We start from the raw sequence: 11,409 nt of genomic DNA, 5'->3' as shown, positions 1-11,409 counted from the left end.
TTGAAATTGAACAATAACAGATGTTGTATTGAAATTAATTATTTAATGGATATTTTTTTGCATTTTTAACCATTGAACAATAACAGATGTTGTATTGAAATAGGATTGTTTTTACTTGGTTAAAGTCTACCGATTGAAATTGAACAATAACAGATGTTGTATTGAAATACGAAGGATTGACTGGAAATGAATTTTTCTTTAATATTGAACAATAACAGATGTTGTATTGAAATCTTTCAAACATGCCAACATCTCCAACATCCTCTATCATTGAACAATAACAGATGTTGTATTGAAATGGTATTCCTGATTTTTGATAGCCACCACCCCATATCATTGAACAATAACAGATGTTGTATTGAAATGATAATTTGCGATTACTACCTCCGAATACATGGTGATTGAACAATAACAGATGTTGTATTGAAATGTAATTACTTCTGTTTCTTCTGATTTGTCATATTTATTGAACAATAACAGATGTTGTATTGAAATGGGATTACCGTAATAAAAGAGATGTATGGACCGTAATTGAACAATAACAGATGTTGTATTGAAATATTAAAAGAGTTGCAGAATACCGTATCCGGATTGATTGAACAATAACAGATGTTGTATTGAAATCCGCCCAAGAATTGTCCATTTTCAAGTTTAAGCCCATTGAACAATAACAGATGTTGTATTGAAATTCATATGGTTTTAACAATTTCCCAGTTTTCTTGGATTGAACAATAACAGATGTTGTATTGAAATTTTATACCAGAAGTCATATTCTTGAAGGCACCCGATTGAACAATAACGGATGTTGTATTGAAATGTAGAAGCGCCACACGAATACTTATTTGCACGTGTATTGAACAATAACAGATGTTGTATTGAAATCAAATGTGTCGCGATAAAGGCATATATGGTTGCGAATTGAACAATAACAGATGTTGTATTGAAATTTTACTGAACTAACGCTCGTTGTGCTATAGCCTGCTAATTGAACAATAACAGATGTTGTATTGAAATTCCCTTGTCAGGAATACTCCTGCATTATCAGTACCCATTGAACAATAACAGATGTTGTATTGAAATAGTGGACGACCGAAAGAAAAGGTTCTCCTGGTATATTGAGCAATAACAAATGTTGTATTGAAATACCAAGATGTTTCATCCCTACAGCCCTACAGGCAGAGCTAGATAGTTGAACAATAACAGGGTATTAATTAATAAAACGATATCAACGATATCAGATTCCTGAATAAAAAGGATATAGAATCCTTTTTGAATTAATTATAATCAGTAATACAGCTAAAGCAATGAATGAAACCAACTTGCTTCTATTAATAACCACCTTTATTTCCGAAACTTAGTCTATCATTGTTACAAGCCAACATATAATTAATATAACAAATCAATTGAGGCCATATATGATTATATATGTTGTACAATCCGGAGATACAGTGGATTCCATTGCTGCTAAATATGGTATATCAGTTACAAGGCTAATTCAGGAAAATGGATTAAGAAGACCTTACAACTTGGTAGTAGGGGATGCTTTGGTGATTCTTTACCCAGAAGTAATCCATACGGTTGTGGAAGGTGATACATTAGAAGGAATTGCTGCATCATATGGAATTTCTTTAATGGAATTACTCCGTAATAATTTTTTTCTTTCAGATAGAGAATATATTTACCCGGGAGAAGAATTAGTAATTAGTTATAAAGATCCTAAAATAGGAAACATATCAACCAATGGGTATACCTATCCCTTTATCAATAGAGATATATTAAGAAAGACACTGCCTTTCCTAACATATTTAACGATTTTTAATTATAAAATAACTGCACAGGGTAATTTAAATGACATAGATGACAGAGAAATAATACAAATAGCAAAAGCCTATGATGTAGCACCTATCATGTTAATATCCACGGTATCAGAAAGAGGAGAACAGGACCTTTCAATCCAACAAAATATATTGAATAATGAAGAGGCACAGGAAAATCTAATTAAGAATATTCTTTCTATGATGGAATCGAAAGGCTATTTGGGATTAAATATTGACTTTCAATATATTCATCCCTCAAACAGAGAGCGTTTTGTAGATTTTGTTAAACGAGTAACCAATGAGCTAAATGAAGAGGGATATTTTGTATTTGAAACCATTACGCCTAGCTCCTTTGAGGTAGAGACAGGAATCATTTACCAAGGTATTGATTATAAAGGTCTGGGAGAAGCAGCAAATGGTATTGTTCTTTTGTCTTATGCATGGGGATTCTCTTATGGACTTCCAATCGGTATTTTACCATTTGTAACAGTAAGAAAGTTAATAGACTATGCAGCCGCCCAAATACCTACTGATAGAATTACTATGGGAATACCAATTATAGGATATGTATGGCAGCTTCCCTATATTGAGGGTCAAACAAAGGCTAATGCCATCAGCCATGAGAATGCGGTAGAGCTGGCAGCAGAAGTTGGTGCAACAATTCAATATGATGATGTTTCCCAAACCTCATATTTTCATTATGTAAAAACATATGAGTATCTGGTATTATTTAAAGATGCCAGAGGTATTGATGGTATACTTAATTTAATGAATGAATATAATTTTCATGGTATAGCAGTTTGGAATATCATGAGCTTTTTTGCACAAATGTGGCTAATTATTAACAGCAGGTATAACATTAATAGATTGACCTTTTGAATAGATAAACTATATTATAAACCACTGTATATGAGTGTCTAAGACTTGTTGAGGAAATTGATACCACATATTGCATTTTCAGAAAGTAAATGTAAAGATGTGGTTTCGGTTCTTATCTCAAAGAGCTTATGACACTCAAATCATTTTATAAAATAGAACTTTTTATTGAAAAAAGAATAGTTTGCGTATATAATTTCATTATTATTAAAAGGTAATGTATAATTAATAAAATTTTATAATAGCTGCTCAGATTTATTACTCCTTTGGCGGTTTAATTTTTGTAATTATTTGTATAATTATACAGTGATATGATTGCCTTGGGATTAATGTAGCCAGTATAAAATTAAGGAGGTACTACACCAATGAAAAAGAGACTTTTAACAAACAAATTTGGATTTAATTCCATTCGTTCGAAACTTATGGTGATTTTATCTTGTATGTCTATTTTATCCATCGGAGCAGTAGGTATAGCTAACTATATCAATTCTTACAACATGCTTTATGAAGAATTAAAAATTACAAGTACTCAATCCGTTGAACAAGTGGATAAATTAGTGAGTAATTATTTTATTGGATTAGAAAGACAAGCAAGTATTCTTACAAGCCTTCCCTCTGCAAGAGAAATATCGTATAAAACCAGTTCTTCTAAAATCCCAGAGGTAAGTCCGGAGGATAATTTATTAAAAACGTTAGAACAAGTAAAAGAACAAGATTCCGATATTTTGGCGGTTTATTATTCAACACCTGATAAAAGAACAATCATTTACCCTGCAGCAGATTTAACAGGATTTGATCCCACAACCAGACCGTGGTATATGGCTGCTGTGGATAATAAGGAAAAAGCAGTATGGTCTGAACCTTATATTGATGAAACATCTAAAGATATGACAATAACTGTTTCAAGAGCAATGGTTGAAAATGATACTATTATTGGTGTATTTGGTATTGATATTAATTTAGGACAGTTTTCAGAAACTTTGTCAGAATTCCATATAGGTAACCAGGGACATGTTTTTCTGTTTCATCCTAATGGAACTTTAATAAGTCACCCGGATGCTGCCTTGATAGGAACAGATGCAATTACAAAACTTAGTATATGGGAAGATATTTCTAAAAAAGAAGAAGGTTTTTCGGATTACATAGATGAAGGGGCCAGACATTTTGGTGTATTCCAAACAAACAAAATAACAGGCTGGAAAAGCATTGCATCTTTGCCGGAAGGCGAGTTGTTAACGGATATAAGGAATGTAATGTATAGTACCCTATCAATAGGATTAGTTATAATTATTCTAACAGTAATCATTTCATTTGTTATCAGTAGATACATTTCTAAAAATGTGAAAAAATTAGAAAGTGGATTTAGTAAGGCATCAGAGGGAGATCTAACAGCAAATATCATAATTGCTTCTAAAGATGAATTTGGAGAATTGGCAAATAACTTTAATCTCATGATGAAAAGAATAAGAGGATTAATGGAAAAAGTAAAAGACTCTTCATTCATTATAGACGAAACCTCTGAATCCATCTTTCAGATGACAAAAGAAACAAGTAATGCATTAAATGAAATTGCAGCCACTGTACAAGAAGTAGCAAAGGGCAGTCAGGAACAAGCTGCAGATATAGACAGCAATTCACAAAACATTGGTGAACTGGCCAATTTATTGGAGGCTGTTGCAAATTCTACCATAGAGGTAGGGAATTTATCAAACAGTACGAAAGAATTAGGAAACAAAGGTTTGGAACAGGTTGGGATTCTAGTTGATAAAACAGAAAAAACAGGCCAATCTTCTAATAAAGTAAATGAAATAATCTTTCATATGAAAGAGGCTGCTGAGAAAATCAATGTAATTACAGATACAATTAATCAGATTGCATCTCAAACAAATCTTTTGGCATTAAATGCTGCTATTGAGGCTGCAAGAGCAGGAGAGGCAGGCAGAGGTTTTTCTGTTGTTGCAGATGAAATAAGAATACTGGCAGAGCAATCTTCCAAAGCAACACAAAATATTAGTAATCTAATATCCAATATGAACCATAAAACCAATGAGGCGGTTACAGCAATGAATGATACAAAACAGGTCATAGGGGAACAGATTTTATCCGTTGAATCTACAAAAAGTATTTTTAATGAAATTCTTAATTCTTTATGTGATTTAAATGATAGAGTTCAGGAAATTGAAGCATCTACAATGGAAATCAATCATCAAAAAGACAGCATAGTAGATCATACACAAAACATATCCTCTGTTTCTGAGGAAATCAGTGCAAGCACAGAAGAAGTGTCAGCTTCAACGGAAGAGGTTACAGCCACCACTACTACATTTGTAGAATATTCTGAAAATTTAAAAGAACTTTCACAGGATTTAATAAAACAGATTAATCAATTTAAATTTTAAGAGAGACTAGAGTTTTTCAAGGATTTGGTGAAGTTAGTTTCATTATATTGAGTATGTAGCCAGAGATTTATTCTAAATAAGGGGTTGCTGCAAGAGAGAATAGGATGATATTGTGATTCGTATCTGAAAACAATCATTTTGCAGCAGCCCCTGCTTATTTATTATAATTCGATGGAATGCAAAGCAGCCCGTTTGGCATGTAGAAAGGTAGTATCAAAAAGCGGGATATTGGTATCACTTTGATGTACTAATAATCCAATCTCGGTACAGCCTAGTATAACACCCTGTGCCCCTTTTTTAGACAGTCTATCTATAATATCTATATAAATCATTTTCGATTCTTCTAAAATAATACCCCGGCATAATTCATCATAAATAATAGTATTAACTTTAGTAATATCATCAGTGTCTGGAATTAAAACCTCTATACCTTTGGTAATTAACTTTGATTTGTAGAAGTCTTGCTCCATTGTATATTTAGTGCCCAGCAAAGCAACCTTATGAATATTCTGTTTAATCAGTTCATCTGCTGTTACTTCTGCGATATGCAAAATAGGAATGTGAATCCCAACTTGAATCTGGTCAATTACCTTGTGCATGGTATTGGTACATATAATAATAAAATCTGCACCGGCTTTTTCTAAACTTTCTGCTGCTTTAGCAAGAATGCTGCCGCTTCTTTCCCAATCACCATTTGCTTGACATTCCTCTATTTCTGCAAAGTCTACACTGTATAACAAACATTTTGCAGAATGTAACCCTCCAAGTTCCTCTTTGATAACCGTATTTATTATCTGATAATAAGTAGCGGTGCTTTCCCAGCTCATTCCACCAATTAAGCCTATTGTTTTCATCATACTTCCTCCAATCATTTGTATAGCTTACAATCATAATAATATATAACCTTTCATCGGACAACATTTAATTAAAACTTATGAACTTAAATCATTGTATTATTGATAATTATATGGTAGAATTTTCTTAGAAATTTGAAAGAGGTGCTGAAATGAGCAAATAATCTATGTTAATAACAAATATGTTTTTAATAGCTCCTTTAAGGAGTGTATTTTTGTTACCAAATATAGATTATCAAATAAGTGCCTATTAGAAATTATATTATGTATGAATTATTATATAAAATAAATATTAATTTTGTATAATAAGAATTATTTTATATAGTAAGAATTTTCTGTTCTTTTATATAGGTTTCTTTTTGTAATCATTTGGTGACAAATGATTATTTTTTGTATTCAAGGAGGAAGACAGATTATGAAGAACAAGAAAACAGCAATATTATTATTTGATTTGTTTAGCAATTATGAATTAAGTGTAGCATTATCAATTTTAAGCCAGGGAAAGAAGCAATTTGATTTTTTCGGTTTAAAAGATGAGGTTATTAGTGAAGAAGATTTGCACGCAAAATGTACTAAAATACTTGAAGAGATTGTAATAGAGGAATATGACTCTTTACTTATACCAGGATGTATGGATTTGGAAGATATAATCTCTTCAGAAAGAATTTTAAATTTCTTAAGAAAATTTGATTCCAAAGATATGATCATTGCCAGTATATCAAGCTCACCAATATTGCTTTTAAAAGCCGGAATGTTAGAAAACAGGAGATTTATGGCTGGGGTAATAAAAGAAGAATTAGTAGATGAAGGATTTACAATGGAACAAATGAAAAACATGGTTGATATAAAAGAGTTAAGAGAGAACTATGATGATATTGGACCATATATTGTAGATGATAATATATTAACCTCCGTAGGCTGTAATTTTATACAGTTTGGAATACAATTTGGAAAAATGTTATCTTTGGATTTCCAACCTGGATGGTATGGAGTAAACTTATAATTAGATGGAATAAAAGAACTGGAGGTAATTTTACGCTCCAGTTCTTTTATCATTATCTAATCTGCCAGTTCCTCCCACAGAACCAGCAATTCTTCCAGTCTGTTTTCAATATCCTTCTTTTCCTTATTCAATTCCATCAATTTAGATACATTGGTATAAACTTCTTCCTTGGTAAGAAGCTCATCAATCTCTTCATTACGTGTCTCTAACTGATGAATTTCATCTTCCGTCTTCTTTAATTCATTTTGGCGTTTACGAATTCTGGCTTGTTCTTCCTTTTGCTGTTTCCAGTCTAATTTGCCTTCAGATTCTTCTGTAGCTGAGGGAACAGCAGCAGATGCCTTCGCATTCGTCAGATTTCCTTGTATTATATCAATGCCACGGATATTGTTTGTTATAGTGCTATTTAAGGAAAGATTTGAATTACTTAGATATGCTCTTTCAACTTCCTCTTTTTTCTCCAGATAATAATCATAATTCCCGATATAGTTTAACAAGTTTTGTTTTGTTAAGTCTAAGATTCTAGTAGCCGTTTTGTTAATGAAATATCGGTCGTGGGATACATATAAAACCGTACCGGTATAATTGTTAAGAGCATTCTCCAGTATTTCTTTTGATGTAATATCCAGATGGTTGGTTGGTTCGTCCAGGATTAGAAAATTAGCTTCCGATAACATAAGCTTTGCAAGAGATACACGTCCCCGCTCTCCACCGCTTAAATCCTTAATACGTTTGAATACATCATCATTGGTAAATAAAAAGGCAGCCAGTACATTACGGATAGAGGTGTTATCCATATGAGGATAGGTATCCTGCAATTCATCGAATAAGGTTTTATCGGAATCTAACACATTATGTTCCTGGTCGTAGTAACCCACTCTTACTTTAGAACCTAATTTAATTTCACCGGAATCTGGCTCAAGAAGACGATTGATCATTTTAAGTATAGTCGTCTTTCCGGTACCGTTATTACCGATAATAGCAACCCGTTCACCACGTTTGATATCAAAGTGAATATGTTCAAATAAAGTAAGGGTATCAAAGGATTTACTTAGATCCTCTACCGCTAATACATCATTTCCGCTAATAACCCGTGGTTCAAGGCGAATGGACATTTGGGATTCCTGAAGTATTGGCTTATCTATACGTTCAATTTTGTCCAGCATTTTTTCCCGGCTTTCCGCTCTGCGGATGGATTTCTCACGATTAAAGGATCTTAATTTAGTAATGACGTCTTCCTGATGTTTAATTTCTCTTTGCTGATTTAAATAATGTTTTAAAAGGGTCTCCCTTTGGAAGGCTTTCTTCTCTGCATAGGCAGAATAGTTTCCTTCAAAGGCAGTTGCTTTTGTATTCTCTATTTCTACGATTTTGGATACTACTTTATTAAGGAAGTAACGGTCATGGGCAATGACTACAACTGCACCATTATAATTTAATAAGAAATTTTCCAGCCAGGCAATGGATTCCATGTCCAAATGATTGGTAGGCTCATCTAAGAGAATTAAGTCCGGTGTACTTAGAAGTAATTTACCAAGTGCCACTCTGGTCTTTTGACCTCCTGACAAGGTGGATACTTTTTTACTAAAGTCTTCTTCAGTAAATCCAAGACCCTTTAAAACACCAATTAATTCACTTTTATAAGAATAACCATTCTTTAATTCGAATTCATGAGTTAACCGGGTATATGTGTTTAATAATTGATTTAGTTCATTTCCGGTAACATTTTTCATTTCCTGCTCAATTTTGCGGATTGAATTATCTAAGTCGATTACATCCTGTTTTACGGTCAGGATTTCGTCATAAATGGTATTCTCCGATGAAAAGGCCTGATGCTGGGCAAGGTATCCTACAGAACAGCCTTTTGCAAAGATTACTTCTCCTGCATCTGCTGCCAGTTCACCCATAATAATTTTAAAAAGGGTTGACTTACCAGCGCCATTTATACCTACAATAGCGGCTTTTTCACGGTCATTTATATGAAAAGAAACACTGTCTAAAATCTGAGTGGTTCCAAAACTTTTACTAATGTTATTACATGCTAATATCATAATTACACCCATTCTTTGTTATACTAAAAAACAAGGTATTCTTATATGAAGAATAACCTGCCATAAGATATATTGTAACATATGAAAAATGTTTCGTAAAGCAACTTAACGACAAAAAAGTACATCTAAAAAAGCAAAGTGTTTTCAATTTGACAATTTTATATCAATCCCATATAATATAATTTAGTAAAGTGGGATAGATGTAAGATTTACACAGGTTAAGGAGGAACTGGCGGTGCAAGAGAAGGAAATTTCATTAGCGGTAATTAAAAGATTACCAAGGTACTATAGATATTTGGGTGAATTACTGGAGAATGATGTAGTTCGGATTTCTTCCAAAGAATTAAGTGAGAGAATGAAAGTAACTGCTTCCCAGATCAGACAGGATTTAAATAATTTTGGTGGATTTGGACAGCAGGGTTATGGGTATAATGTAGAATATTTATATACTGAGATAGGTAAAATTCTTGGTTTAGATAGAAAGTATAATATTATTATCATCGGTGCCGGTAACTTAGGTCAAGCCTTATCAAACTATACTGATTTTGAAAGACGGGGCTTCTATGTTACTGGAATTTTTGATACGAACCCCAGATTAGAGGGAATCTCCATTCGTGGAATTGAAATCCAGATGATAGAGAATCTGGAGAAATTTGTTAAAAACAATCCAGTCCATATTGCTGTATTAACCTTACCAAGATTAAAGGCTCCCCAAGTAGCAAAAGAAGTAGTAGGGTTAGGAATAAAGGCTATATGGAATTTTGCGCCAGTTGACTTAAACCTTCCCCCTGACGTCATTGTTGAAAATGTACATTTAGCAGAAAGCTTAATGAGATTGTCTTACGATTTAAAGGCAAGTGAAGATAATACTAAACCTTTTGAAAAAGAAGCCGATAATAAAAACAAAGGCAACTAATCTAATTACATTCAGTAAGGCTAAAGGGAAGGAAGTATGGAATGCGTTTGCGTGAGGGGCTTAATTTTCACAAAGTATTTAAAGGAAAGAAAATACCTATTCTAACATTAGATGAAAGATGGCATGAATTATTTCCGCAGTATGAAAAACCGAATCATATTAAAGAAATAGAATATGAATTAAATGAATTATTAAAACGACAGGGCAAGTTAGTCAATGACATGAAAGAACTAAAGGGTCTGAAGTCGCAGCTTATGAAAGAAATCCTAAACAATATGGAAGCCAGTGAAGAGGTATCCAAGAATATAAGTTATAAGGTATTAGATAAAAACCCTAAATACATTAAAGAAATTAGTGAAAAGATGGCAGATATGGAAGAAGAATTAGCAAACATTCCATATCTCATCAAAGAAACTAATGAAAAACTGATTATAGAAAGCGCCAAAATCTGGTATTACCTTTTGGAGAAAAATAACCGGGAAATTAATGAAATCGGTCAATGGGTTGATAAAGTCCGCAATGAACTGAAAGAAAAAATTTTACAAAAGCAGGATATGGAAACAGAAAATAATCAAATTTATTCTTATATGCATGATTTGCTGGGGCCGGATTTGACACAGGTTTTAGATGAAGCATTTAAACCTGACAATGAATAGATGGGAGTCACCATGATTGTTGGTATCGGTACAGATTTAATAGAGATAGACCGTGTAGTAAAAGTATGTGAAAAAGAGGCATTTCAGATAAAATATTTCACTCCGCAAGAAATAAGCCTTTGCAAAACAGAACCAAAGAAATTCGCAGATAACTTTGCAGTAAAAGAGGCAGTTTCAAAAGTATTTGGAACTGGATTTGGGAAAATTGCTCCTATTGAAATAGAAGTTTTACGGGATCCTTTAGGAAAACCATATGTAAATCTGTATGGAAATGCAAAAGAAATGGCTTGTTCCATGAATATGAGCAGAGTATGGGTTTCCATTACTAATACAAATAAATATGTAAGTGCTTTTGCCGTAGGTGAAAGTACTTCATAATGAATCCAATTGGATTTCATTTTGAAATTCTCAATTCATTATCTGAAACATTGTAAGACTATCATAAATAAAATATAAAAGGGCTCTTTGTCAAGTTTAGGGGTGGGATTCTCTGAATCCTGCTCCATTACTGTATTTAGAACCATTTTTATGTTTGTGTCTATAATTCCTGTTTTTGGGCATGCCAAATAAGCCTCTTCATTTTCATTTTTTGTCGTCCAGTTATCATCAGATAGAGCAATGAATAATTCTTGTCCGAAAACGCTTAAAGTTACGGACTCCAAAAGATATTCTTTTAAGTACCTTGATTTTGTTATTATAGCCTTCCGTAGGGCCGTTGGTATATTTATATTTAAAGGCATTCAAAATTCCTTCAGACCAGTTCCTGTATGTCTTTGCACATTCTTCAAATTCAGGAATTCCAGATTTCTCAGCAGTTTTCACCCAGTCCCAGAAAGA

The 11,409-nt window shown here is 32.9% G+C and carries 9 protein-coding genes and 1 CRISPR repeat array; of the genes, 6 read left to right on the top strand and 3 right to left on the bottom strand.

Annotated features, from left to right (window positions below; translation table 11 throughout):
- Positions 1 to 5: 5 nt before the first annotated feature.
- Positions 6 to 1,144: direct repeats of the CRISPR family, unit length 30 nt; unit sequence ATTGAACAATAACAGATGTTGTATTGAAAT.
- Between the two features lie 271 nt (positions 1,145 to 1,415).
- Positions 1,416 to 2,696, top strand: a complete 1,281-nt coding sequence (locus tag BM183_RS20105) for a LysM peptidoglycan-binding domain-containing protein (RefSeq protein ID WP_091689347.1) — start codon at positions 1,416 to 1,418, stop codon at positions 2,694 to 2,696.
- A gap of 362 nt (positions 2,697 to 3,058) precedes the next feature.
- Positions 3,059 to 5,092, top strand: coding sequence for a methyl-accepting chemotaxis protein (locus BM183_RS20100; RefSeq protein WP_091689345.1), 2,034 nt, complete (start codon positions 3,059 to 3,061; stop codon positions 5,090 to 5,092).
- A gap of 161 nt (positions 5,093 to 5,253) precedes the next feature.
- Here BM183_RS20100 and BM183_RS20095 read toward each other — a convergent pair whose 3' ends face one another.
- Positions 5,254 to 5,946 carry an aspartate/glutamate racemase family protein gene (locus BM183_RS20095; RefSeq protein WP_091689342.1) on the bottom strand — a complete coding sequence of 231 codons (693 nt, stop codon included), beginning with the start codon at positions 5,944 to 5,946 and terminating at the stop codon, positions 5,254 to 5,256.
- 415 nt (positions 5,947 to 6,361) lie between these two features.
- Here BM183_RS20095 and BM183_RS20090 point away from each other — a divergent pair, with 415 nt between their 5' ends.
- Positions 6,362 to 6,949, top strand: coding sequence for a DJ-1/PfpI family protein (locus BM183_RS20090; RefSeq protein ID WP_170848101.1), 588 nt, complete (start codon positions 6,362 to 6,364; stop codon positions 6,947 to 6,949).
- Positions 6,950 to 7,005: 56 nt separating this feature from the next.
- Here BM183_RS20090 and abc-f read toward each other — a convergent pair whose 3' ends face one another.
- A complete protein-coding gene (gene abc-f / locus BM183_RS20085) occupies positions 7,006 to 9,000 on the bottom strand; it encodes a ribosomal protection-like ABC-F family protein (protein ID WP_091689338.1) in 1,995 nt (664 codons plus the stop codon).
- Positions 9,001 to 9,235: 235 nt separating this feature from the next.
- Between abc-f and BM183_RS20080 the strand changes: the two genes are divergently transcribed.
- From BM183_RS20080 to acpS, 3 genes are read left to right on the top strand one after another with little or no spacing between them, the layout of a single operon-like run.
- On the top strand, positions 9,236 to 9,916 hold the full coding sequence (locus BM183_RS20080) for a redox-sensing transcriptional repressor Rex (protein WP_091689336.1): 681 nt from the start codon (positions 9,236 to 9,238) through the stop codon (positions 9,914 to 9,916).
- Between the two features lie 41 nt (positions 9,917 to 9,957).
- The gene (locus tag BM183_RS20075; protein WP_091689334.1) at positions 9,958 to 10,572 is read left to right on the top strand and encodes a hypothetical protein; all 615 of its coding nucleotides are present in this window, start codon (positions 9,958 to 9,960) and stop codon (positions 10,570 to 10,572) included.
- Positions 10,573 to 10,584: 12 nt separating this feature from the next.
- A complete protein-coding gene (acpS, locus tag BM183_RS20070) occupies positions 10,585 to 10,950 on the top strand; it encodes a holo-ACP synthase (RefSeq protein ID WP_091689332.1) in 366 nt (121 codons plus the stop codon).
- A 228-nt stretch (positions 10,951 to 11,178) separates the two neighbouring features.
- Here the strand turns inward: acpS and BM183_RS20065 are convergent.
- On the bottom strand, positions 11,179 to 11,409 hold a 231-nt coding region (locus BM183_RS20065; protein WP_139221568.1), incomplete at its 5' end, for a transposase.

This window comes from Anaerocolumna aminovalerica (genome assembly GCF_900115365.1).
GTDB lineage: Bacteria > Bacillota > Clostridia > Lachnospirales > Lachnospiraceae > Anaerocolumna > Anaerocolumna aminovalerica.
This window is presented reverse-complemented; position numbering and strand designations above follow the sequence as displayed.

Coding starts and splice junctions, on each gene's coding strand:
- BM183_RS20105 (WP_091689347.1), top strand. CDS start 1,416: ATGATTATATATGTTGTACAATCCGGAGATACAGTGGATTCCATTGCT.
- BM183_RS20100 (WP_091689345.1), top strand. CDS start 3,059: ATGAAAAAGAGACTTTTAACAAACAAATTTGGATTTAATTCCATTCGT.
- BM183_RS20095 (WP_091689342.1), bottom strand. CDS start 5,946: ATGAAAACAATAGGCTTAATTGGTGGAATGAGCTGGGAAAGCACCGCT.
- BM183_RS20090 (WP_170848101.1), top strand. CDS start 6,362: ATGAAGAACAAGAAAACAGCAATATTATTATTTGATTTGTTTAGCAAT.
- abc-f (WP_091689338.1), bottom strand. CDS start 9,000: ATGATATTAGCATGTAATAACATTAGTAAAAGTTTTGGAACCACTCAG.
- BM183_RS20075 (WP_091689334.1), top strand. CDS start 9,958: ATGCGTTTGCGTGAGGGGCTTAATTTTCACAAAGTATTTAAAGGAAAG.
- acpS (WP_091689332.1), top strand. CDS start 10,585: ATGATTGTTGGTATCGGTACAGATTTAATAGAGATAGACCGTGTAGTA.